The sequence below is a fragment of the Desulfonema magnum genome (assembly GCF_017377395.1).
GTDB lineage: Bacteria > Desulfobacterota > Desulfobacteria > Desulfobacterales > 4be13 > Desulfonema_C > Desulfonema_C magnum.
The window spans coordinates 6,750,450-6,775,707 of sequence record NZ_CP061800.1; the positions used below are offsets into that span (position 1 = coordinate 6,750,450).

20 protein-coding genes are annotated in these 25,258 nt (G+C 44.2%); 13 read left to right on the forward strand and 7 right to left on the reverse strand.

What is annotated here, in order from left to right; translation table 11 throughout:
• Window positions 1-15 precede the first annotated feature (15 nt).
• Window positions 16-762 carry a 3-deoxy-manno-octulosonate cytidylyltransferase gene (gene kdsB, locus dnm_RS25800; protein ID WP_207679764.1) on the forward strand — a complete coding sequence of 249 codons (747 nt, stop codon included), beginning with the start codon at window positions 16-18 and terminating at the stop codon, window positions 760-762.
• A gap of 21 nt (window positions 763-783) precedes the next feature.
• Here the strand turns inward: kdsB and dnm_RS25805 are convergent, their stop codons facing one another.
• Window positions 784-1,878: a hypothetical protein gene (locus dnm_RS25805; protein ID WP_207679765.1), complete on the reverse strand. Its 1,095-nt coding sequence runs from the start codon at window positions 1,876-1,878 to the stop codon at window positions 784-786.
• A gap of 271 nt (window positions 1,879-2,149) precedes the next feature.
• Here dnm_RS25805 and dnm_RS25810 point away from each other — a divergent pair, with 271 nt between their 5' ends.
• On the forward strand, window positions 2,150-2,299 hold the full coding sequence (locus dnm_RS25810) for a hypothetical protein (protein WP_207679766.1): 150 nt from the start codon (window positions 2,150-2,152) through the stop codon (window positions 2,297-2,299).
• 189 nt (window positions 2,300-2,488) lie between these two features.
• Here dnm_RS25810 and dnm_RS25815 read toward each other — a convergent pair whose 3' ends face one another.
• Window positions 2,489-2,698 carry a hypothetical protein gene (locus dnm_RS25815; RefSeq protein ID WP_207679767.1) on the reverse strand — a complete coding sequence of 70 codons (210 nt, stop codon included), beginning with the start codon at window positions 2,696-2,698 and terminating at the stop codon, window positions 2,489-2,491.
• Between the two features lie 217 nt (window positions 2,699-2,915).
• Between dnm_RS25815 and dnm_RS25820 the strand changes: the two genes are divergently transcribed.
• Window positions 2,916-4,016, forward strand: coding sequence for a transposase (locus tag dnm_RS25820; RefSeq protein WP_207677902.1), 1,101 nt, complete (start codon window positions 2,916-2,918; stop codon window positions 4,014-4,016).
• Here dnm_RS25820 and dnm_RS25825 read toward each other — a convergent pair.
• From dnm_RS25825 to hisD, 4 genes are all read right to left on the reverse strand, one after another.
• Window positions 4,013-5,017 (reverse strand): DUF362 domain-containing protein, encoded by a 1,005-nt coding sequence (locus tag dnm_RS25825; RefSeq protein ID WP_207679768.1) that lies wholly within the window; start codon window positions 5,015-5,017, stop codon window positions 4,013-4,015. The two genes, dnm_RS25820 and dnm_RS25825, sit on opposite strands and share 4 nt — an antisense overlap.
• Window positions 5,018-5,499: 482 nt before the next feature.
• Complete coding sequence (locus dnm_RS25830; protein ID WP_207679769.1) at window positions 5,500-5,931, reverse strand: type II toxin-antitoxin system VapC family toxin; 432 nt, start codon at window positions 5,929-5,931, stop codon at window positions 5,500-5,502.
• Window positions 5,912-6,160: a ribbon-helix-helix domain-containing protein gene (locus dnm_RS25835; protein ID WP_207679770.1), complete on the reverse strand. Its 249-nt coding sequence runs from the start codon at window positions 6,158-6,160 to the stop codon at window positions 5,912-5,914. The genes dnm_RS25830 and dnm_RS25835 overlap by 20 nt, the downstream gene beginning before the upstream one ends.
• 434 nt (window positions 6,161-6,594) lie before the next feature.
• A complete protein-coding gene (gene hisD / locus dnm_RS25840) occupies window positions 6,595-7,893 on the reverse strand; it encodes a histidinol dehydrogenase (protein ID WP_207679771.1) in 1,299 nt (432 codons plus the stop codon).
• 215 nt (window positions 7,894-8,108) lie between these two features.
• Between hisD and serC the strand changes: the two genes are divergently transcribed.
• The 3 genes from serC (at window position 8,109) to dnm_RS31815 (ending at window position 11,824) form a co-directional block, all read left to right on the forward strand.
• Entirely contained in the window at window positions 8,109-9,197 is a 1,089-nt protein-coding gene (serC, locus tag dnm_RS25845; protein WP_207679772.1) for a 3-phosphoserine/phosphohydroxythreonine transaminase, read from the forward strand.
• A gap of 461 nt (window positions 9,198-9,658) precedes the next feature.
• Window positions 9,659-10,717 carry a hypothetical protein gene (locus dnm_RS25850; protein ID WP_207679773.1) on the forward strand — a complete coding sequence of 353 codons (1,059 nt, stop codon included), beginning with the start codon at window positions 9,659-9,661 and terminating at the stop codon, window positions 10,715-10,717.
• 729 nt (window positions 10,718-11,446) lie between these two features.
• Window positions 11,447-11,824, forward strand: coding sequence for a type IV pilin protein (locus dnm_RS31815; protein WP_435051580.1), 378 nt, complete (start codon window positions 11,447-11,449; stop codon window positions 11,822-11,824).
• Between the two features lie 22 nt (window positions 11,825-11,846).
• Here the strand turns inward: dnm_RS31815 and dnm_RS25860 are convergent, their stop codons facing one another.
• Window positions 11,847-11,999, reverse strand: a complete 153-nt coding sequence (locus tag dnm_RS25860) for a hypothetical protein (protein WP_207679774.1) — start codon at window positions 11,997-11,999, stop codon at window positions 11,847-11,849.
• Window positions 12,000-12,099: 100 nt separating this feature from the next.
• Between dnm_RS25860 and dnm_RS25865 the strand changes: the two genes are divergently transcribed.
• From dnm_RS25865 to dnm_RS25895, 7 genes are all read left to right on the forward strand, one after another.
• Window positions 12,100-13,959 (forward strand): ArnT family glycosyltransferase, encoded by a 1,860-nt coding sequence (locus tag dnm_RS25865; protein WP_207679775.1) that lies wholly within the window; start codon window positions 12,100-12,102, stop codon window positions 13,957-13,959.
• Window positions 13,960-14,026: 67 nt separating this feature from the next.
• Window positions 14,027-15,868 carry a tetratricopeptide repeat protein gene (locus dnm_RS25870; RefSeq protein ID WP_207679776.1) on the forward strand — a complete coding sequence of 614 codons (1,842 nt, stop codon included), beginning with the start codon at window positions 14,027-14,029 and terminating at the stop codon, window positions 15,866-15,868.
• A gap of 69 nt (window positions 15,869-15,937) precedes the next feature.
• The gene (locus dnm_RS25875) at window positions 15,938-17,782 is read left to right on the forward strand and encodes a tetratricopeptide repeat protein (protein WP_207679777.1); all 1,845 of its coding nucleotides are present in this window, start codon (window positions 15,938-15,940) and stop codon (window positions 17,780-17,782) included.
• 14 nt (window positions 17,783-17,796) lie between these two features.
• Window positions 17,797-19,851, forward strand: a complete 2,055-nt coding sequence (locus tag dnm_RS25880) for a tetratricopeptide repeat protein (RefSeq protein WP_207679778.1) — start codon at window positions 17,797-17,799, stop codon at window positions 19,849-19,851.
• A gap of 275 nt (window positions 19,852-20,126) precedes the next feature.
• Complete coding sequence (locus tag dnm_RS25885; protein WP_207679779.1) at window positions 20,127-21,743, forward strand: tetratricopeptide repeat protein; 1,617 nt, start codon at window positions 20,127-20,129, stop codon at window positions 21,741-21,743.
• Window positions 21,744-21,945: 202 nt separating this feature from the next.
• Window positions 21,946-22,239, forward strand: coding sequence for a hypothetical protein (locus dnm_RS25890; RefSeq protein ID WP_207679780.1), 294 nt, complete (start codon window positions 21,946-21,948; stop codon window positions 22,237-22,239).
• 8 nt (window positions 22,240-22,247) lie between these two features.
• Window positions 22,248-25,031, forward strand: coding sequence for a fused MFS/spermidine synthase (locus dnm_RS25895; RefSeq protein ID WP_207679781.1), 2,784 nt, complete (start codon window positions 22,248-22,250; stop codon window positions 25,029-25,031).
• The last annotated feature ends 227 nt before the right edge of the window (window positions 25,032-25,258 follow it).

A 25,258-nucleotide genomic window follows, 5' to 3' on the forward strand; every position in this document is an offset into this window, starting at 1 on the left:
AGTGAGGAGAAAAATATGAAGATTGTCGTCATCATACCTTCGAGATACGGGTCAACCCGGTTTGAAGGAAAGCCGCTTGCCCTTATTTCAGGAAAACCCATGATACAAAGGGTCTATGAGAGGGCAAAACAGGCGGCATGCGTCACAGATGTTGTCATTGCCACGGATGATTCTCGGATTTTTGATGCTGTAACAAAATTCAGCGGCAACGTGGTCATGACTTCCGCTGAGAACCGATCCGGTACAGACAGGGTCGGAGAGGTTGCAGAAAAAATGGGGCTTGGTCCTGATGATATTGTGGTAAATGTGCAGGGGGACCAGCCGCTTCTTGATCCCCGCTGTCTTGATGAGGTTGTAGCGCCTTTGAAACTCGGAATTCAGAATTCGGAATTCGCAATGAGTACGCTTGCTTTTAAAATTGAGAATCCGGATGAAATAGCCCATTCAAAGAATGTGAAAGTCACTTTTGACAACAGGGGGGTTGCACTTTATTTTTCCCGATCCCCGATCCCTTATGGCCGTGACGCTTCTCTCCGTTTTGATACTTACAAACACTTGGGGGTTTATGCTTACACAAAACGCTTTCTGGAGATATTCAGAGAACTCCCCGAGGGAAGACTTGAGGCGATTGAAAAACTGGAACAACTGCGGGCCCTTGAAAACGGCCATAAAATCATGGTCGTAGTCACCTCCTATGACTCGCCTGAAGTGGATTTGCCGGAGGATATCGCCCGAGTTGAAAAGTTGAAACTTGAAATTTGAAGCTGACAAGTTGAATGTTTTCTAGCGAATATCTTGTTCGATAATATCTTCGGGTAAGGGGCCGACTGGCGGCTTTAAGGGCTTGGTCGCCGGAAGGCTGTTTTTCTGAGGGACTGATTTCAAAATCTTTTCAAGTTCCTTCAACTGCTTCTGAACGGCTTTTATTTTGTCTTCTTTGTTTTTGAGATTCTTGTTTATGGAATCCAGTTTCTGCTGGTAAATTTCTTTATGGTTTTGAAGCGCGAGGTAGATGACGTCTTTATGCTCTTCAATTGCAGTGTCCATGGCCTCTTTGTCTATTTTACCTGGCGAAGAGGCAGAAATTCTCTCCTCTAATTTACGAATTTCTTCCTCCTGGGTATTTGCTGCTTCAGCAAGGCTTGTCAGTTCTTCTTGCAGTTTGCTGATTGCTTCATCAGGATGAGTGATTGTTTCTTCAATTGCTGCCACTTTTTCTCGTAACGTACTGATTTCCTCTTCCGGGTTCTTCATTGTTTCAGAGAGTTTTGCCAATTCTTCTGTAAATTTTTCCTCAATTACTTTTATTTCTGGTGTCATATCAGCAGATTTCAGACCGTCCAATTCCTTACGAACAGGTTCTATCATTTTTTCAATACTGCTGATTTTTCCGATAATGCCTTCCCATTCTTTTTTATTTATTTCAAAGGCCCTGATTTTATTAATGCCCGCTTCTGTTTTTCTGAGATCATTTTTCAAAGAAGTGGTTGTGTCTTCAAGGGTTGCAAGAACTTCCTCCAGGGACGATACTTTTTTTGTCAATAATGCCTCAAATTCCCCATACTGAGCAGAGAGTAATGAGAATCTTGATTCAAAATGCTGTGAAAGCTTTTGCACTTCTGTGGATTCTGAACTATGTATCTTCGCAAATCTTTTTTCTATCTCAAGATAGGCGAATCCTCCTGTAATACCGATCAGAAAGAAGATGAGAATGAAAATGAGTGTTATCCTCCGGCTTAATGTTTCAACCCGTCTGTTCTCTCTCCATACATGCTCCTTTCTTGCCTGAAAAAGTGATTCGGGCCTTTCATCATCATCAACATTAAATTTGAAACTGGAAGGTTGTTCCTTTTCTTTTTCCTTTTTTTCTATGTCCATTTAATTACATCCGTATTTTTTGGGGAAAATTCCATAAGAAAGGAATTAAATCCTGCTTCTTATAATCCTCTTCTTATAGCAAGTCCCTGTAGCAAAGGCAGGTTTTATGATTTCCTGTGCAAAGAACGAAAAAATGCGATCATCGAGTACTGTTTTTTATATATAGCTCCTTTCCGATGTTTCTGCAAGCAAAATAAGCATGGATTTTATTTAATTATATTAGTTGATTATAAGCAAATAAAAATAAAACTGATTATAACGGATTTAGGGGATGCCGACAAAGCCCGCGGGGCGATATCTTTGTGGCATTTATCATGCCGGGCCGACAAAGCCCCGCAGGCTTGGCGGGGGACTGCAAACCTGCGGCTACAAATATGCCGCCCTTACAGGGCTTGGTCGGCTTCCCCTCAATCCGTTATAATCAGTTTCTTTTCACTCGATGTTCAATTTTTTTTGATCCGATCCGGCCGGAGAGTCTGTCATTTCTGCAAAAGCGGGAATCCGTTTTTTGCAGATTTTACGAATCCGGAAGCAGCGGAATCCTGCTTTCGCAGGCTTGGGCGTGAGTTCAGTCGAACGGAATGACAGAAAAAAACGTGATCATCGAGTTTCAAATTTTTACCAGTTCATATTCACGGTTCCCGATACCCAGCTTTTGAGCGTACTCAAGCTGGATGGGCCAGTCAACATCGGGATATAACCCTTTGAACTTATCCTCACCCGGTCTGACATTTTTCTCAATACAGGACCCGGGAAGAGCATGTTCCTGATTCACAAGGTCAGCAAATGCCTGGTCAATGGCAACTTCACTACCGTACACTTTTTTTAACTATTTTTAATTATTATATAAAGACGACCATAGTTGGTTTGAAATTTAAATAACTGTTTGTTTTTTAAATTTTTTTAAGATTCACCATCGGCTGTTTTTTCTGAGTAAATATTACTCATCTGAGATTATGACACAAAAAAATCTTAACAGAAAAATATAATAATGGTATGACAGCTTTCAGAAAATAACAGATAACAGGGAGGCTGTCATGAGCGACAATGTGAACAGATATCGTGAGATCAGAAAGGCTTTGGACAATATGTATCCGAAACAGCCGAAGGGAAACGAGGCCCGGCGCCTGAACACGCTGGCCGCGATAATCAGCGGCATCACGGGGAGCGGGAGCTGCCAGCTTCCGAAAATTGCAGGCAAAGTTCCGGATGAGAACGCCGCGCCGGCGAGTGTGGAAAAGCGTATAAAACGTTGGATTTCCAATGACAGCATTGAATCTGAAACATTTTTTCTGCCGTTCGCACAGGCGCTGCTGATCAGTCTGGGACTTTCCGAAATTGTGCTGGCAATGGACGGAAGCACGGTCGGCCGGGGATGCGTAACCCTGATGATCAGTGTGATTTATAAAAAACGTGCCCTGCCCCTTGCTTACACGGTGGTCAGAGGTAAGAAAGGTCATTTCCCGGAAGAAAGCCATGTCGGACTGGTCGGGGAGGTTGCCAACGTGATACCGGAATCCGCGCAGAAGGTTATTTTTCTTGGTGACGGAGAGTTCGACGGTGTCGGTTTGCAAAAAAATCTGGCCGAACGGGGATGGCTGTATGTGTGCCGAACGGCATATAATACCAAAATTTTTTGGGACGGAGAGGAGCATCGTCTTAATGTTCTCGGTGTGTTCACGGTTCCGGACAGCTATCGGTACATACGCAATGTTTTGTTCACAAATAAAAAATACGGACCGGTGACGGTTGTCGTCTGGTGGGCGAAAGGAAATAAGGAACCGATATATCTGGTTACGAATATGAGATCGCCCTGGGAAGCCTGCCAATATTATTCCAAACGGTTTCGTATCGAAACATTTTTTTCCGACCAGAAAAGCCGGGGGTTTAATATTCATAAAAGTCATATTTCCGACCCTGACCGGTTGCGCCGCCTTATGATCGGAGCGTGTCTTGCCTACATCTGGATTGTGTTCCTGGGAACACTGGCAACGGAACAGGGCTGGGACAGAATTATTCACCGTGCCGACCGATGTGATCTGAGTCTCTTTCAATTAGGTCTGAGCCTGTTGGAATATTTTTTAAATTACGACATACCTGTTCCGGTTGCCTTTCAAATGTTCAATCCGACTCTCTAGTCATCAATCATAAACGGAACCTGTGTCACATACAATTTATAAAATAAAATCAGATTATTATAAAAAGTGTACGGTAGTGAAATGGCAACAGGGTCTTTTGAGGCAACAACGCCGATATCTCTGACAATAGGGGCATCGTTGTTGGCACAGCAGTCACATGCCGGGGAGATATTGTTGATAAAGTTTACATACAACGATCTGCTTTCTTTACCTTTTAATACGCCAGCCGTGTATTCTGCCATTTTTTCCAGAAAAACAGGGATAGATTCTCCCCATTGAATCCCTATGGCGCTGTTGGGGCAAATCAGGATACACTCCGCACAGCCGATACATTTTTTTTCATCAATTACAGCCTTTTCCTCTGCCAGAGAAAGTGCATGTTGCGCGCAATGTTCCACACAATCCCCGCACCCCACGCATTTCTCTTCTTCCACTTTCGGACACAGACCTGAATGCTGGGCCATCTTTCCCCGGCGGGATGCGCATCCCATTCCCAGATTTTTAATGGTTCCTCCGAAACCGGAAAGCTCATGGCCTTTAAAATGCGCCACGGATATCAGCGCATCTGCCTCAGCAATTTCAGACCCGATATAAACCTTTTTAAAATGTTTTCCGTTGACACTCACAGCAGTTTCTGTTTTTCCTCTCAGACCGTCGGCAATCACAACGGGCGCATCCACCACAGCATAGGCAAAACCGTTCTGAATGGCTGTCATCACATGACTGACTGCATTTCCCCGTGTGCCTGCGTAGAGCGTGTTGGCATCTGTGAGGAAGGGTTTGCCGCCATGATTTTTAATGCTTTCAACGATCTTCCGCAGAAATATGGGGCGAATAAACGCCGCATTTCCCGTCTCTCCGAAATGGAGTTTCACTGCCACAAGGTCTCTTTTTTTAAAGGTTTCTGAAAGCCCTGCTGTTTCCAGAAGTCTTCCGAGCTTTGCAAAAAGGTTTTCCTTAGGCGTTGTTCTCAAATCCATAAACCAGACCGTGCTTTTCATAATATCCTCCTGATTTAGTTGATGAGTGTATTGATAAGTACCTGACCATAAGTTTTCGATATTTGCCCGGGGAAGAAACCCGGGTTTTTTCCCGGAATGATCCGCCGACCCTGAGGGAAAAACCCGGGTTTCTCCGCGGTTTGCAGAAAAAAAGATGTATAAAAAACTTTTGATCGGGTACTTGGTTGATAAGTGTGTTAATCTCGTTCTGCCCTCCTGCTGATCTTGTTCCGGGCGTGTTTATAAGTCGGGGAGAAGTGCTGAAATGAAATCCGGCCTCCGGCCATTTTCATTGCTCTTACTTTTGTTCAGGATGTGGCAACAGATTAGGGGAATATCAGCAGATTGAAAAATTTCGGAGTTCCGCCTTCAGGCAATCCGAAATTCCAGAGACATCTCTCTGTTTTCATGAGGACTGCATCAAGGCTGAACTCCGAAATTTTTCTGGATTAATCTGAGGTTTTCAATCTGCTGAATATGCTTTATTTTAGCGGGGCAATATAAGGTTCTAATAAATTTTTCAAAGCCCGTTTGTCTTTCGTCCGATAAATATAATAATCAGAATCTATTGTAATTATATCTTTTATTCCGGTCAGTTCTGAGACAACTAATAACGAGCCGTCCGCTAAATCCATCGGAATATCTGAGTATTTTTCTGAAAGCTCAATCAGTCGTTCCAAATGTTCATCTCTGAGACTTGCGATGCGAATCGCACCCTTATAAAGCCATTTTAGGAAATCAATCTGAACTCTTACATTGAAATCAAGCATATGGGTTGTTTCAGTTATCACAGGCCATGTTGTAATAAGGCTGCCAAAATAATCTGAGAGGAACTTTTTTACGATATCATGAAATTTATCGCTTTTATCAAAAAGTGCGATGAGAGGACCGGCATCAATGAGAGTGTTTTTCACAAAGCTTTTCCTTTAGTATTTTTTTGTAATTTTGTGAAAGTCTGCCGTCTCCGCTACCGTATTTTCCGAACAGATCCCTTCCGAGATCATACGGAACTGCTTTCTGATAATAACCGTCAAAATATAGCTGAAGTGCTTTCTTTATAATCTCAGATGTTGTGATATTTTCATCTTTGGCAATTTGTTCCACTTTTGTTTCATAATCTGACGGAAGATTTATAGAAATCATATTATCACCTCTCCGGTTTGCTAATGCTGCTTTTTTCCCCGAGTGTAAAATTTTGGCACTGGTTCCGTTCAATGGGATTTTCTGGAAAAATCGTCCGAATTTGTTTGAAAAATCAGCAGATTGTCCGGATTTTGACGTGACCATATAACAGCCTGATTTTATAAAATTCTCCATTAAACGGAACCCGTCCCGAAATTTTCAGTCCGGCTACAATAGCCCTGTTTCCAAGCCAATAGGCTGTAATCTGAAAGCAAGCGTAAATGAAAATCAATAATGTGTCAAGCAGAAGCAGAAAATTCAGCGTTTTGATTGAAAGCTGAATTTTATACATTAAATAGCGAGGCTATTGTCCATTATACCAAAACTGTCATCTCGTTCTCGTTCCCACGCTCCCGCGTGGGAACGAAATGAGCAGGTAAAATACCAAACACCTTTTATTTTAACCTGATCTTAACGGAATTTGCATGGGCATCCAGTCCTTCGATTTCAGCCAGCCGGACAATATCCTCGGCCTCTTTTTTAAATGTGGCCTCGGAATAGTGAATCAGACTGGTTTTTTTGATGAAATGATCCACTGAAAGCGCGGACGCGAACCGTGCCGTACCCGCGGTGGGAAGCACATGATTTGGCCCGGCAATATAGTCACCCACCGGTTCCGGCGTATAATTCCCCATAAAGATGGCCCCCGCGTTTCGAATCTGTCCGATATACTCAAACGGGTCCTTTATCTGAAGTTCAAGATGCTCCGGCGCGATGCGGTTTGCAAGTTCCGCGGCAGCCGCAAGATCAGGAACAACAAGGATGACCCCGTATTTTTCAAGGGATTCCCTGGCAATTTCTTTCCGGGAAAGACATTCCACCTGTTTTTCCACAGCAGCGGCAGCAGCCTTTGCAATCGCTTCTGAATCTGTCACCAAAATGGCAGATGACAACGGGTCATGTTCGGCCTGTGAAAGAAGATCAGCCGCGATAAATTCCGGGTTTGCCGTATGATCCGCAATCACCAGAATTTCACTCGGACCGGCAATCATGTCAATGCCCACGGTTCCTGATACAATTTTTTTGGCAAGGGTCACATAAATATTTCCGGGTCCCACAATGACATCTGCTTTGGGAATGGTTTCCGTGCCATACGCGAGCGCCGCAATGGCCCAGGCACTCCCGGCCTTGAATATGGCATCCGCGCCCACTTTTTTCGCGGCAACGAGGAGATAGGGATTTACGGTTCCCTCCTTTGTCGGCGGGGTCATCATGGAAACATGCCTCACACCGGCAATTTTGGCAGGAATGACCCCCATCAGAACAGAGGAGACCAGGGGAGTCATTCCCCCTTTTGCCCCGGGAACATAAACCCCTGCCGCACCCACCGGGTTCACCATCTGTCCCAGAAGCGTTCCGGGCCTTTCTGTATTAATCCAGGATTTGCTTAACTGGTGTTTATGAAATGCTTTGATCTGCGACACGGCACGATCTAAAGATTTTATAAAGGCTTTGTCCACCTCTTTTTCAGCAATATCTGTTTCATCAGGTGTCACCTGAAGGGATTCTGCTGTTAAATCAGGAGCGTCAAAGCGTTTGGTGTATTTAACAACCGCCTTGTCCCCATTTTCTCTGACATCCTCGATAATGCGGGTAATTTCGGCGATATCTTCTTTTCTGAAATCAAGCCCGCGGTTTGAAATAGCTATAACTTTTATTTTAGCTGATTCTGATGGATAGTTATAAATTTTCATATTCAAAACTTTCTGTTATTTTAAAAGATTATAAATTGCTGAGGTCATAAAAGGGCTTTGTCATCAAAATATTGATTGACATACTTTGATATATCGGTGCAAGTTAAAAATTTTTTAATTAACATATAAGAATTCACGGGATGAATGAACTGCAAGCTGTCCCCTGCCCTGTGTGATTCTTGTAATTTCAAATAAAATCGGAGGAATTAAAGTACATGAAGGAAAACAGAATTTATAATTTTAACGCGGGACCTGCCGCACTTCCCCTTCCTGTTCTTGAGGAAATCAAAGACTCATTTTTAAATTTTAACGGATCAGGTATGTCCATTACGGAAGTCAGCCACAGATCCAAATGGTTTGATGATGTTATAAATGATGCCATTGCCAGGACCAAACGGCTTTTAAAGCTAAATGACAAATTCCAAGTCCTGTTTTTCCAGGGCGGTGCCAGCACGCAGTTCTGCATGATTCCCATGAATTTTCTGAAGCAAGGCCAGTCCGCGGATTATGTGAATACTGGCACATGGTCCACCAAAGCCATAAAGGAAGCTCAGATACAGGGAAAATCTGTCAATGTTGTCGCGTCATCCGAAGATAAGAATTTTTCCTATATCCCCAAAGATATCCCTTTCAACAGTGATGCCGTTTATACCCACATCACATCCAACAACACCATCAAGGGGACCCAGTGGGCAAATTTTCCTGATACAAAAGGCGTTCCCCTGATTGCAGATATGTCCTCTGATATCATGTGCAGAGCATTTGATCCGAATCCGTTTGGTCTTATTTATGCGGGCGCACAGAAAAACATCGGTCCGGCCGGTGTGTGCATGGTGATTATCCGGGAAGATATGTTGGAAATGGTTCCGGATTCCCTGCCCAGCATGTTGAAATACACGACATTCAGCGCAAAGAACTCCATGTACAACACCCCGCCCTGTTTTGCCATTTACACGATTCAGCTTGTGATGAAATGGCTGGAAGAGACCATCGGGGGCCTTGACAAGATGGAAGAAATAAATCGGAAAAAGGCGGGGGATCTGTATTCCTTTATGGATTCCGGTGAGTTCTACAGGGCCACTGCTGAACCTGACAGCCGTTCCCTGATGAATGTCACCTTCCGCCTTCCCAGCGAAGAACTGGAACAGGCTTTTGTTCAGAAAGCTTTGGAAAATGGCTTCGGCGGCCTGAAAGGACATCGGTCCGTTGGCGGTTGCAGAGCATCCATTTATAATGCCACAACGCCCGATGCAATAGAATCGCTTGTTGATTTTATGAAAACATTTGAAAAAGAAAACGGATGATCCCAAATGGCCCGGTCGTTTTTGTTGCCGGGCTGTTTTTTTCAGAAGATGATGTGGCATCCTTCATCGAAGCTGAAAAGCAGTTCACACTTTTTTCGACCTGTACAACAATTTTATAAATTGTTCTGTGATGAAGCGTGAACTGACAAATAAAGGATGCCAATATTTATATAAAAATTTTTTTTTAAAGAGGCGGTTAGGAGGTATCCGGACGGATAGTTTTATAATTTTACTGAATCAGATTTATTAATTTGCGGAGATTCGTTTGATGAGAATTAAATCTGTTATGAATAACACTTTAATCCTTAACTGCATTAAGTATCTGAACCAATAACTTTCTGACATTCCCGATACGGCGACGGCCTGAAAATCACACCATGTGATTCAGGGAAAAGTTACGAAACTTCTGCAAAGATACTGAATCTCAGCAGCTATCAGAAACATCATGAAGGAGAGAAAAAATGGAAATTGAGTTGAGATGGAAAAACTGTACATGGATAATGGCCCTGCTTGCATGGGCGGTCTTCGCTTTTGCAGTACTCATCTGGAGCTGGCATCTGATGGGAGAGGTGTGGCATAAATCTTATTTTATTCCGATTCTGGGATATTATGTTTTTGTTTCCATCTGTCAGAGTCATTATTTTAAGGCAACCATGACCCCGAACTGGGAAGGGCTTCTGAGGCAATGGGTCTCTTTGTCAAGCGCTGTTTTTATTTTCATCATTCACGGATGGATAATGAGACATATCATCGGCGTGCCGGAAAAACTGATCATGGCCGGACAGTTTATCTTTATTGTTCTGGGCTTCTTTTTCTTTGGCTGGGATGATTTTCTGTTCAAGGGCCAGTTGTCCAAATGGATAAAACATGACAGTCTGAAAGCGCTTTTCTGGTATATGATTATGTGGCTTGTCTGGTATCCGCTGTTTGCCATGGACGGGGGAATATGTTCAGCCCTGGGTAAATTCGACGGACTGACCTTTAATTGGCTTCTGGGATCATTTCAATGGGTGATTATGATGTCCATGATGATTGCCATTACATGGAATGATTTTCTGGAAACGGTTTCTTTTCCGAGCAACTATGTCAGGGGTATTTTGCTTTTCGCATTCTGCCTCATCGCAGGGTTTATCATCGCTTATCTGTGTTACTCGGGCATCAATATTTTTGCTCCGGACCTTAAAGCATCTGAGAAATGGCATCATGTGCTTTATATGGGAACCTATCCGCTCATTCCCATGATCCTGTTCGGTGTCTATTCAAATCATTTTAACCATATTCAGGATATCAAGAAAAAGACTTTGGCCCGGACAGCCTTTGTCGTGGCGATGATTGTAACAGGATATCTGATATTTCATTATGTCATCGCCCCCACCAACGTCTTTGGGGAGCATCACTGGGTTCATCATTTTGATCTGGCATTTAACTTTACCATTGCCATCATGCTTCTGACCCATCACTGGTTTAATGGACGACTGGGATTTGTGACCGTCAGAATGCGGGAACCCGGAACTTCTTAAAACTGATTTTCATGGGGGATAAAAGACCATGGTCTTCCCCCTTTGTCAGCTTATGAAGTGATTCACAGGGAGGATTTGTTTCCTCCGGAAAAGTTGCTATCCGTCCGATACCTCATTCCAGTACGTCCCAAGCCTCTGATAATCCGCGGGGAAACGTCATCAGCGTGACCCTGCGGTTTTTCTTCTCATAATACGAAAGTTTCAGAATCTTTCTTAACACCTAACACCTAACACCTAACACCCAACACCCAACACCTAACACTTCCTAATTAACATGTTCCAATTTGGATATCACCCGATGTTTTGCGATTTGCCGGACGGGGATAATTTAAAGAGGCTGAGTTTACAAAATTTGTAAACAAGTTTACAAATTTTGTAATTAAATAACATACTGATTTAATAGCAATAAAAAAACATGGGATTTTTATCGAACATTTTTTATTTAAATTCAGAAGGTTGTAAACTTACAAATTTTGTAAACTTATGATAACTTAATCAATAATAAGATTTAACAATTGTTCTTCCTTAAATTTTTTATTTCATATAAATACAAAATGTTATTAAAAAACTAATAAAATTTTGAAGTGTATGGCATGATCATTGCTTATTATACAAAGTAAATTTAAATTATATTGAGGAGGTGATAAGAAAAAGTTTGAAAATTTTTTTATAATTTTATACTTTGGTTGATTTTATTAAATTAAATTTATTTAAAAAGGAGAATTTCACATGCTACAGAAAATCAGAGGTAATGACCAAAAAGGTTTTACCCTTATTGAGTTGATGATCGTTATCGCCATTATCGGTATTTTGGCGGCTATTGCTATTCCGAACTTTATTGCGTATCGGAAGAGAGGTTACAACTCCCAGGCTAATGCTGATGTTAAAAATGCTTTTACCTCATGCCAGGCTTATTTTGTAGATTATACGGGTATGGACTGTAGTCTTAACGGGGCATCATCGTCCGGGTGGAAGAAATCAGAGGATACTGCCTGTAGTATTACAGGGCCCTCAACTGCTTTGTCAATCCATTGTACTCATCCTGAAGGGGATAAACAGTTTAGTACTGACGATACCGGAGAGATTACAGAGTGGCATTATGAGTAGATATCAAAAGTTCGTTGTGCCGCTATTCAGACGGGCGATTGCGGTCGCATTCGAGCTTAATTGTCTGAATTTTATAGGCGTTACTTAAAAAAAAATTACGGACTTTTGATCTGCTGTTAATGGTTTTTGAAAGCGGAGAAGGAGATATCACCTTCTCCGCTTTTGTAATTTTCAAGAAGTCTCTCCTTCTTCTGAGTACTCTGTTGCAATTACGCCCGGTCAGTTCATTAAATCTGAAAATGCCAAAAATTCCCCTGCCGCATTTCTGAATCATTATGACAGATATCATTTGCTTATCAGGTATATGTGTTCTTGTGGTAGGAATGGGGCGCTTTATTCTGGATAGGATCGGTATCCGTTCGGTATCCTTGGGTCAGGACGTGATAATCTCCGCAGGAACAGGCTTGGGCGTTCTGAGCTATTCTGTTTTTATTCTGGGCATATTCCAATGCCTTTTTCCTGTTGTCCTGTATATTTTATTAGGAATATACGCGGCATTCTCTCTGAGCGGATGGCTCATCTTACGAAGGTCGTGGCTGAACCTTCGGACGCTGAACAAAAAGGATAACAGACTCTCTTTTTCAGATATATGTATCAGCGTTATTTTAGGTATATCGCTTCTGGGCGCTCTCCTGTTTGTTCTGACACCGGCCATCGGAAATGACGCGCTCACATATCACCTGGCAGTTCCCAAACTCTTTTTAGAACATCACGGATTTTTTTTTATCCCGGGCAATATATTTTCTCACTATCCCCTGAACAGCGAAATGCTGTTCCTCATCGCCCTTGTCCTGCGAGGTGATATTCTGGCCAAAGGCATTCATTTTGCCATGGCAATGTTCACCCTCGGGGCCCTGTGGCAGTTTACCAGGGATTATATCTCCGAAACCGCTTCTTTCCCTCTGATCCTTCTTATCTTTTTCACCATTCCGTCCGTTTTTATGAACGCCCATATGGCATATAACGATATGACCCTCACATTTTATACGTTTTTAGCTGTTTACACGTTTATGAACTGGTTCAGCCAAAAAGGATCCCGGTGGATTATCTTATGCGGTCTGTTTTCCGGCCTGGCCATGGCCACGAAATACGCTGCCCTTCTTGTCCCCTTGTTAGGATGTCTGGGCATCCTGTGTGCTTTTCATCGGGAAACCCATTACCGCAAAATGTTTTATGTTCTCGGGATCTATGCTCTGTGTGTGGCGGTATTCGGAAGCCCTTTTTACATAAAAAACTGGGTCATGAGCGGCAATCCCCTTTATCCTTTTTTTTACAAAATATTCGGAGGCAAAGGATGGAGTACGGATCAGGCCCGATACTATGATTTTTTTCTTCAGAATCTGGGGATGGGGCGGGGGCTTTGGGACTATGTGCTGCTGCCGTGGAACCTGAGTTTCCACGCCAAAATGCACAGCCCCCAGTTTGACGGGATTATGGGGCCTGTGTTCATTTTAACCCTGCCTTTTGCGCTGGGGATGCGGAAAATTGCCACAGGGGCCAAAGTGGGAATGATCTACTGCCTGTTTACTTTTATTTTCTGGGCGTCCTCTGCCCAGCAGATCCGGTATTTAATCCCCATATTTCCGTTCCTTGCAGTTATGACGGGCTATACACTTGACTACTATCGTAAAAACAGAATTGTTCACACGCTGCTGGCCATGTTCATCACCCTGAGCCTGGTATTTAACGGTTATTATATTGTCAAAGATTTTATAAAAATCAGACCATTCAGTTTTGTGGCAGGAACTGAGGACAGAGACGCGTATTTAAACCGGCTGATTCCTTCTTATGCCATGTTCCGCTATGTCAATACCCGTTTACCCAAGGACACGAAAATATTTTTTATTTACATGAAGAATCAGGGATACCTCTGTGACCGTCCTTATTATTCGGATTCCATGTTTGAATCTTATACGATCCAGAATATCCTGGCCAAGTCCGCGACACCGAAAGATGTTTATCTTGCCCTGAAAAAAACAGGGTTTACTCACATGCTTTACGATATTAATTATATTACAGGGAAGATCAGCACATTTTCGGATCAGGAAAAATCGCTTTTTCTTGATTTTCAGAAAAGATATCTTAAATTGTTAAAAATTGAAAAAAGAAAGTATTATCTTTTTGCTTTGCCGTAAGGGATTTCCCCAAAAATAAAATACCCTACGTTTTTGTATCGGGTATGTTATTTATTTCGAGTGAATCATGAACAAAGAGACGCTTTTCAGCATACGCGCGGACTTTCTGATCTGCCTGTTTTTCGTCCTTGGCATACTTACGGTCTATTGGCAGGTGAGACATCATGAATTTGTGGCGTTTGACGATGAAGTCTATCTCACCCAAAATTCCAAGGTCCGGGCCGGTCTGACCCCGGAGAACCTCGTATGGGCATTTACCACAGGATACGCATCCAACTGGCATCCCCTGACATGGCTCTCCCATATGTCAGATGTTCAGTTGTACGGAATGGACCCGGGGAGACATCATCTGACCAATGTGCTTTTCCATATGGCAAACACGCTGTTGTTATTCTTTGTTCTCAGACGAATGACCAATAACTTATGGCCCGGTGCGATAGCGGCCGCGCTGTTCGCGCTTCATCCGCTTCACGCGGAGTCTGTTGCTCAGGTCGCGGAGCGTAAGGATGTGTTAAGCACATTGTTCTGGATGCTCACCTTATGGGCCTATGTCCGATATGCTGAACGTCCTGTCCTGGGCAGATATCTGCTGGTTCTTGTGTGCTTTATGCTGGGACTTATGGCCAAACCCATGGTCATAACCTTGCCTTGTGTGCTGATTTTACTGGATTATTGGCCTCTGAACCGATTTTCCTCTGACACTTCGGGGAAAAACAATTTGAAAAATTGTCTGGCTGAGAAAATTCCTTTTTTTATCCTCTCCGGCGTATCAGGTGCGGTCACTTTTCTTGTTCAGCAAAACGGGGGAGCAGTTCGGTCTTTGGAAACCTATCCCCTCCATATCAGGATTGGCAATGCACTGGTTGCATATGTAAAATATATTGGAAAAATGATATGGCCCTCGGACCTGTCATTTTTCTACCCGCATGAGGGGATATTACCCTTATGGCAGATTCTCGGGGCCGGCATATTGCTTCTGCTTGTATTTTTGTTTGTCATTCGGAATATAAAGCAGCACCCTTATCTCGCGGCAGGCTGGCTCTGGTATATGGGAACCCTTGTGCCTGTTATCGGGCTGGTACAGGTCGGCAGCCAGTCCATGGCAGACCGATATACTTACATCCCCCTCATCGGCATATTTATAATGATTGCATACGGCATTCCTGATCTTCTGACGCTGTGGCCCGGCAAGGAGCGATTACAAACCGTTTCTTACAAGGCAGGGCTTGCCGTGGTAAGCACAGTGCTTCTTTCGGCTCTCATGGCGATGACTTATACACAAGTCCGATACTGGCGCAACAGCATCACACTTTTAGAACATGCCATTGATGTCACAAAGAACAATCTGCCTGCCCATACCAATCTGGGGGTCCTTTTGCTGGAACAAGGCAAATTAAAACAGGGTTTCAGGCATCTTTCCGAAGCCTTGCGCATCCGACCGGATGCAGTGAGACACCGCAATATGGGAATTGCTCTGGAAAAGCTGGGGAAATCAGATCAGGCTAAGGACCATTACACCCGGGCATTGCGTCTGAATCCCAACTATGTAAACGCGCACATCAATATGGGACTTCTTTTGGAGAGCCAGGGGAATCTGACTCAGGCCATCCGTCATCATGCCGAGGCGTTGCGTCTGGATCCCGGTTCTGCAAAAGCCCATCATGCCATGGGAGTCGCACTGTTCCGACAAGGCAGGACAGATAAGGCCATTGCCCATTTCCAAAAGGCATTGCAAATCAATCCTGATGACCCGGAATCACATAACAGCCTGGGAGTGGCGCTGTTTCAGAAGGGAAAGAATGAGGAGACCGTGGCTCACTTTAAAAAAGCATTGCAAATAAAACCTGATTATGCTGAAGCCCATGACAACCTTAGAAAAGTAAAGAAAAAATTGGGAATTAATAAATGATGCCCCTTTTTTTCAGAAATAACTCATTTAAATTATAATAGAAAATATTTTTCTCATAACATTGGATTTATGTTGACCAAAAACAGTTTCACCATAAGACCCGATTTCCTGATTTGTCTCATGCTTACGCTGGCTGTTATCAGCGTCTATTGGCAGGTAGGCAGCCATGAATTTATCAGCTTTGATGACAGCGTATATGTCACAGAGAACCGCTATGTAAAAGCCGGGCTGACCCGGGAAAGCATGATATGGGCATTCAGTTTCGCAGATAAGAAGGGCGCGTACTGGCAGCCGCTCACATGGCTTTCCCATATGCTGGATTGCGAACTTTATGGCTTAAACGCGGGGATGCATCATCGGACAAATCTGCTTTTTCATATTGCGAACACCATACTCCTTTTTCTTGTATTCGGACGGATAACCGGAGAACTCCGGAAGAGCGCGTTTGTCGCTGCCTTGTTTGCCCTGCATCCCCTGAACGTGGATTCGGTCGCGTGGGTGGCGGAACGTAAGAATTTGCTGAGTACTTTCTTTTGGATGCTTACCATATTCGCATATGTCCGTTATACTGAATCCCCCAGTTTTATCAGATATATATCAGTATCCCTGATGTTTTTGTCAGGCCTCCTGGCAAAGCCTATGATCGTGACCCTGCCCTTTGTGCTTCTTCTTTTGGACCATTGGCCTATGGGACGTTTTGAAAGTCTTAAATCCGCAGCTCTGACATCAGGCATCCGATCTCCCACGTCAGTTTTGCTTTTAGAAAAGCTTCCCCTGTTCATGCTTTCGGTCATCTCAGTCAGTCTGTCTTCTTCATCGCTTCAGCATTATGAAAACATAACTGTCCGAGGTGCCCCGACTGATCTTCGGTTTGCAAATGCACTGGTCTCATATGTGGGATATATCTGGAAAATAATCTGCCCCCGAAATCTGTCAGTTTATTATCCTTATCCTGAGGCCATTCCCCTGTGGCAATACACCGGAGGCGGACTGCTATTGATCTGTGTTTCTATTCTGACCTTGAGGACATTAAAGCGAATGCCCTGTCTTGCCACAGGATGGTTATGGTATCTCGGAACCCTTGTGCCGGTCAGCGGACTGATTCAGACAGGTCTGTGGCCGGCCCTGGCTGATCGCTGGGCATATGTGCCGCTCATCGGTATTTTTGTTATGATGGCCTGGGGAATCCCTGAAATATGTAAAGATCGGGAATGGCGACATGCAAAAACAGGGCTTGTCATCATCGCTGTCATGGTTCTTTCAATTCTCACGGTAATGACATGGTTTCAGGTCCGATATTGGAAAAATAACATTACCCTGTTTGAACACGCCCTTAAAGTGAATCCTCATAATTATGTGGCCCATGGTCATATGGGCGTCGCGCTGGCCGCCCAGGAAAAAACAGATGAGGCAATCCGTCATTACACCAGGATATTGCGCTCAGATCCCAATGATTTTAAGACGCTCAATAACATGGGGCTTGCGCTGAGTGACCAGGGAAAGCCTGATGAAGCCATCCGATATTTATCTCAGGCATTGCGTCTGAAGCCCGATTACGCAAAAACGCTCAACAATATGGGCATTGTTTTGGCCAAACAGGGAAAGACAGAAGAGGCGGTTCATTATTTTTCGGAAGCATTGAAGTCAGACCCTGATTATGCGGAACCCTCTTATAATATGGGGAATATTTTTAACAATCAGGGAAATATCAATCAGGCTGTTGAATATTATACCCGTGCCCTGCGTTCATCTCCTTATGATGCGGAGATTTATAACAACTTAGGGATAGCGATGCTTCGCAAGAAGAAAATCAATGAAGCCGCAGCCTGCTTTCAAAAAGCCCTGCAAAATGATCCGGACAATACCGAGGCCCTGGGCAATCTTAAAATGATAATGAATTCAAGGAAGAATTAAAGGCAGCGTCAAAAATGAAAAATCAGAAAATCATCCCCGTGTCAGAGCGGGAACCAGAAATCAGAAATAGCAAAGTTCTCAATATCCGTCCGGATATGCTGATCTGCCTGCTTCTCGTCCTGGCCACATTTTTTGTTTATTGGCAAGTCAGAGACCACGCTTTTATCAACTTCGACGATGACCACTATGTATATAAGAACAGTCATGTGAGTACGGGTCTGACATGGGAAAATGTCGTATGGGCATTCACTACCACCAACGGTGCCAACTGGCATCCGGTGACATGGCTGTCGCATATGACAGACACCACGCTTTACGGACTGAATCCGGGTCAGCATCATCTGACCAATGTGATTTTTCATATTTTAAATAGCTTATTATTGTTCTTTCTGTTCAGACGGATGACAGGGGCCTTATGGCGGAGCGGATTTGTGGCCGCTCTGTTTGCCCTTCATCCCCTTCATGTGGAATCTGTCGCGTGGGTGGCAGAGCGTAAAGATGTATTAAGCACATTTTTCTGTTTCCTGACCTTGCACTGTTACGTCCGGTATGCGGAACATCCGAACAGAAAAATCTATCTGATGACAATCATTTTCTTTATCCTCGGGCTGATGTCCAAACCCATGCTGGTGACCTTGCCCTTTGTATTCCTTCTGCTGGACTACTGGCCCCTCGGGCGGTTTCCCCGGGAAACACAAAACGCACAGGGATTTCCCGTAAAAAAGCGGACGCAATTCCTTTTCTTATCAAGAATTTTTGTAATAGAAAAATTGCCTTTTTTTGCACTCTCGGCCGGATCAAGCATTGTCACTTTCCTTGTCCAGCAAGGCGCGGGAGCCACTGCTTGTATTGAGTACTGTCCGTTGCATTTCAGGCTTGCAAACGCGCTGGTTTCCTACGCAGCCTATATTGTGAAGATGGTTTACCCTCACCCGCTCGCTGTTTTGTATCCCCATCCCGGTATGCAGCCCTGGTGGAAGATTACAGGGGCAGCTTTTCTGCTCATGTTCCTGTGTGTATTCGTGATCCGGTATGCGAAATCATCCCCCTGTTTAATTACGGGCTGGCTGTGGTATCTGGGAACCCTTGTGCCAGTTATCGGGCTGGTTCAGGTGGGAATTCAGTCCATGGCGGACCGATATACATACATACCGCTTATTGGCTTGTTTATTATCCTTGGCTGGGGGATTCCGGATATATTTTTCCGAAAGCGGCAGGGAGAAAATCTTTTTTCTAAAATTTTCAGGATAGGAATCCCCGCGGCCGCGATATCAGTTATTTTTGTGTTCACGGTTCTTTCATGGTTACAGCTACGACACTGGTCAGATGGCATCACCCTCTACAAACATACCCTGAATGTAACATCCGGCAGTTACATTGTCTATTATAACATGGGCAACACTTTGTTATCCCGGGGCAGATTTGACGAGTCTTTGCCTTATTATTACAAGGCATTGCAGAGAGACCCCGAATCCTTTGACGCGCATAATAATATCGGGCTTGTACTGGCTCAGAAAGGAAAAACAGATAAAGCAATAGCCCATTATCGTGAAGCATTGCGGATAAAACCTGATTTTTCAAATCCCTATAACAATCTGGGCAATCTTTTTGCGTCTCAGGGCCGCATAAACAAAGCCATTGATCATTATCGTGAAGCATTGCTGAGAGAGCCTGAAAATGCTGAAGCCCTTAACAATCTGGGGCTTTCTCTGATTCGGATCGGCAAGCTTGAGGAGGCCATTGCCCATTTTCAAAAAGCTTTGAAGGTAAAGCCGGACCATGGCGGTGCATATAGAAACCTTAACAGAGCGCTGGCCCTCAGGGAAAAACTTGATCAGGCAGTTGCAAATATGGATGAGGCCATGAATATGACACCCGCGGACCCTGATTTTACGAATAAGTTGGAGAATCTGTCTCAGAAAAAAAAGGAACTGGATGAGGCCATAGAATTCTATCAGAAGGCCCTTTCCCCTCAGCCCGGATACAGGCGGGATACCTTAAACATAGATAACTACACGAAAGTCCGTAAGATAAAAAAAGAATATGATAAAATGAGGAATGAGGAATGATGCGCGGTAAGTACCTGAACGAAAGTTTTTCATACATCTTTTTTTCCGCGGGCAACAGAGAAACCCGGCTTTTTCCTTCACGGGCGGCGGATCATTCCGGAAAAAAGCCGGGTTTCTTCCTCGGGTAAATATAGAAAATTTATGGTTAGGTTCTTACCTGAAAGATTTACGCAGATGGTTGTATTCACGGCTTCAGGAAGCTGTTCCCGGTATTGTGAATAAAGCCTGATGATGCTGATGCCCGTAACAATCTTGAACAAATTAGAAATCCGAATATGAGCAATAAAAAAACCTTTTTGAATATACGCCCGGAACTGCTGATCTGTTTTTTTCTTGTGATCACGACCATCGGGGTCTATGTCCAGGTGGGGACTCATGCGTTTGTCAATTATGATGATGAATTGTATGTGATAAAAAACCCATATGTCCGGGCAGGACTCAGCCCTGAGAGTGTTACCTGGGCATTTACAGCCACCCATGCGAGCAATTGGCATCCGCTGACTTGGCTTTCCCATATGGCCGATGTGGAACTTTACGGAATGAACCCGGGGCAGCACCATCTCACCAATGTGCTTTTTCATGTGGCCAATACCCTGTTACTTTTTTTCGTGTTCAGACGGATGACCGGAGAAGAATGGCCCGCCGCGTTTGTAGCGGCCCTGTTCGCGCTCCATCCGGTTCATGCGGAATCGGTGGCATGGGTGGCTGAACGGAAAGATGTGTTAAGCACGTTTTTCTGGATGCTCACCTTATGGGGATATATCCGGTATGTTCAGACCCCGGGGGCTGGCAGATATCTCATGGTTCTTTTGTTTTTTATTTTGGGACTCATGGCCAAACCCATGGTTGTAACGCTGCCTTTTGTATTGCTTCTGCTTGATTACTGGCCCCTGAGACGATTTCTGATTCCGGATCAGGCGCATTCCTCTGATATGCCGATAAAAAATCAACAAGCCCCTGGCAGCGGACAACAGACAAGTATTCAATCTTTGATCACAGAGAAGATACCTTTTTTCATACTTTCGGCTGGGTCATCCGTGGTAACGATTCTTGTTCAGAAAAGCGGCGGAGCCGTGGCTTCTTTGGAATCGCTCCCCCTGATTGAAAGAATTGCCAACGCGGTCATTGCTTACTCAGGATATATCGGAAAAATGATATGGCCTTCTCAGCTGGCCGTGTTTTACTCTCATCCCCGCAGCTTTTCAGGATGGCATGTGGCAGGGGCCTCTGTGCTGATTTTTTCCGTATCTTTATGGGTCATCGTGAATATAAAAAAACGTCCTTATCTTGCTGTGGGATGGTTTTGGTATATGGGAACCCTTCTTCCGGTGATCGGGCTGGTACAGGTGGGATTACAGTCCATTGCAGATCGTTATACATATATACCGTTCATTGGATTATTTATTATGATGGCTTGGGGGATTCCTGATATTGCGAATGCCCGGGTTTTTCAGAACATCCGGGATCATATTAAAAACAGAGTGATTCCCGGATTCGCGGCACTGATTCTTCTCAGTCTCATGGGCGCGACCTGGATCCAAGTGGGATATTGGCGAAACAGCGTGACTTTGCATAAGCATACCCTTGAAGTGACAAGCAATAACGGTATGGCCCATTATCTCATGGGAAATGCCTTTCTTCTTGTGCAAGGGGATACAGACAAAGCCATTGTCCATTATACTGAGTCCCTGCGTCTGGGGTTTGATCATATGATGCTCGCACATAATGACCTGGGGGCCGCGTTGTTTCAAAAAGGAAAAACCGATGAAGCCATTGCCCATTTCCGAGCAGCCCTGCGAATAAATCCTGACTATGTTCAGGCTCGCAATAATTTGAAACATGTATTGAAACTTCGAAAAAAGTCGGAGACGAAGAGCCTGTTTGAAAAGTAAGGAATATGAGCAGTCATAAGAGACAATTATCATATCTCCGTGTCACGGTCATATTTTTTCCTGACATGTCTTTTAAAAGACATGTCAGGAACGGTGTCTGTCCCCTTTCCGGCTTCCCGGGCCGCGTTCGGAGTTGCTTTTCGGACAGGCTCACGGTGTCCTCGCGGCAAAAAAAATAGCCACAAAGGCACGGAGACACAAAGTGACACAAAGAACCTTCGTGAACCTTCGTGCCTTCGTGTCTTCGTGGCAAAAAAAATTAGCCACAAAGGCACGGAGACACAAAGTGACACAAAGAACCTTCGTGAACCTTCGTGCCTTCGTGGCAAAAAGAACAGCCACTTATGATTACTCATATTCTTTATTTTTCAAACACGCTCTAAGAGGCAATGATATTATGAAAGTGATTTGTCTTTCGCCCCGGGTTTCATTGCTTGTTGTCACTGGCAGATCATGGCCATTTATCAAGATGTGTAAGCTACTGAATGAAGGATAGCCTTAATAATGATTAAAAAAAATGTTTTCAATGTAAGACCGGGTTTTCCGGTTTTAATTTCTGTTTTAGTATATACTGTCGTATTTATCACAGGTCTTACAGGTCTGGTTTATCAGGTCGCGTGGCAAAAATATCTGGGCAGGCTCCTGGGAAGTGACACCATCGCTACCGCAACCATATTGGCCGTGTTTCTGGGAGGTTTATCTCTCGGATATTATATCTGCGGAAGATTCACCACACAGGTCAGAAACCAGTTTAAAGCTTATGCTGTGTTAGAAGGTATTATCGGAATCTGGTGTCTCAATTTTCCCATGGTCTTTAAGGTTGTTGAATCGCTTACCCGGGAATGGCATTTTTCTCCGCCGCCGGTAATGATCCTTCAGGGGTTTTTCTGCTCCGTGATACTCATGGGAATCCCCACCATTTGCATGGGCGGAACGATTCCGTTTCTGACACGGGGGCTGTCAGGACATATTGGCGAAGCCACGCGTATCCACGCCAGCGTCTATGCTGTCAACACTGCCGGTGCGTTTATAGGAACCCTCCTGGCCGGTTTCTATCTGATTCCGAATCATGGTCTGCCCGTAACCGTAAAAGGAACTGCTTTCCTGAATCTGGGCGCGTTTCTGTTTTTTTATTTTATACCGGGCAAGGGGCAAGGGGCGAGGGGCGAGGGTGAACCGGCACTCAGCAATCCCCAATCACAAATCACAAATCACAAATTACAAATCACAAATCGCAAATCCCCGGCCATCCTCTGTGCGATTGCCTTTTTAAGCGGTTTCTATGTGATGACGCTGGAAAATGTTCTGATCCGAATCAGCAACCTTTCATTCGGGAGTTCTTCTTATTCTTTCTCTCTGATTGTATCTGTTTTTATTCTTTCCATTGCCATGGGAAGCTATGTTGTGGGCAGATTAAAAGATATCCCTCGGCATTTATTATTTACAAATCAGTTGCTTATCACGATAACCTTGTTAATCGTCTATCTCTCCCTTGATACCTGGCCCTACTGGGCTCATCTGATCCGGGGTTCTTTTCCTTCGGACATTTCGGCATTTTCCACATATTATCTCAATGTGTTCGCGGCCCTGGCCCTTATTCTGATACTGCCCATAGGTCTCATGGGAGCGACCGTTCCCATTGCATTTCACGAGATCAAAAGAGATCTGAAAAATGTGGGAAAACACTCCGGTATCCTTTTCTCATTAAATACCATCGGCAACCTTGTGGGAAGTCTGGTCGGGGGAATCTTTTTTTACTATTACTTCAACAATGCAAGGGTCTTTCTGTGTGCAGCGTTACTTGCCGCTATTTCCACATTCCTGGCCACTGTGGAAAAAATCCGAAATCCGAAAATCCGAAATCAAAAATCAAAACTCCTCTCTTTGGCCCTGATCATTACAGTTCTGGTTTTTTTTATATGGGCACCGTTTTATGATGAAGATCATTTTATGGTGGGGACCTTCACCCAGAAGAGACTTTTATCTTATTCCCAGGATGGCCCGGATGATTTCTTCAGAAAGTGGAACAGTAAAAGGGATTTAAAATTTTACAAAGACGGGCCTATGGCCACCGTGGCCGTTACCGAGCATCCCTATCCTCCGGGATCGCCAACAGCACAGAAATCCCTGTCCATCGTTGTCAACGGCAAGTCTGATTCCTCCACCATCGGGGATGCTTATCTGCTCAAGCTTTTGGCCCATCTGCCGGCTCTGTTGGCAGAGAAAAGAGAAAACACTATGGTCGTGGGACTGGGCACAGGCGTCACAGCGGCCGAATTAACCCTCTATCCTGATATCGAGAGTATTGATGTGGCTGAAATTTCACCCTCGGTTGTGGAAGTTCTTCCCTATTTCCGAGAATTCACATATGATCTTCATCTGAACCCGAAGGCCCGTATTCTGATGGGAGACGCGTTCCGCATTCTGAAACGAAGTGAAAAAAAATGGGATATCATTCTCTCAGAGCCGAGCAATCCCTGGGTGACAGGGGTGGATTTGTTATTTACACAGGAGTTTTATAAATTAGTCAGAGAACATCTCACCGAAAACGGGATATTGGCCCAGTGGATCCATACCTATTTTGCGGATCCGTCCATGCTGGGGATGATCATCAATACGGTCAGCCAGGAATTTGACCAATGCCGTGTGTTCATGGCAACCCCGGGAGATATGATACTGCTGGCCTCGGACAAATCTTTTTCACTCAGGGATATCCGGAAGGCTCAGGAGACGTTGAACACCAATGAGGCAGTCAGGGCCTCTCTTGACAAGATCAACTTTCACACGATTGAAACAATGCTTATCCGGGAAGTATGGCCCCCTTCTTATATTTCGGACCATTTCCGGGATTCCGGATCAGGGAAAACAAGTTTCGGGATTCAGACCATGGACAATCCCCGGCTTCATTACATAGCCGGGAAATGTTTTTTTACTGGAAAAGGTATTCCGAATTCCTATTTTTTCAATTCATCATCTGCCCCGTATTTCAAGGATTTCTTAATAACAAAAAAATATGGAAACTGGGCAGCGTTCCCGTTTTCAAAAGAAAAATTTGATTCTCTGATCCTTTCGTTAAAAGACAAATATCTGGGATATGAATTACCCATGACCCACGCACTCAGATTAAAAGCCTTCCTCAGCGATTCCGAACAGTATCCGCTTTCTGAAAAACAAAGGCAAGCCTACGGGATTGACGACCTTATCCGACATGACGGATTAAAAGGCAATATCCGCAGATTCAGAAGCTGGATCGTTCCTTATCCTGTTAAGGGAACTCGAAATAAATAATATACCCGATACAAAAAACGTAGGGTGGGTGGAGCGAAGCGCAACCCACCTTGTGCGGTGGGTTGCGCTTCGCTCCACCCACCCTACACCGGATATTTTATTTTTGTCGAGACCAGCTCAGAAAACCTGATCATCGAGTGATAATATTCCAAAGCTAACCATGCCCCCATATTTAACAAACTGATTCAGGTGGTTATACGGCTTATATGCGGAATTGAAACAAGGGA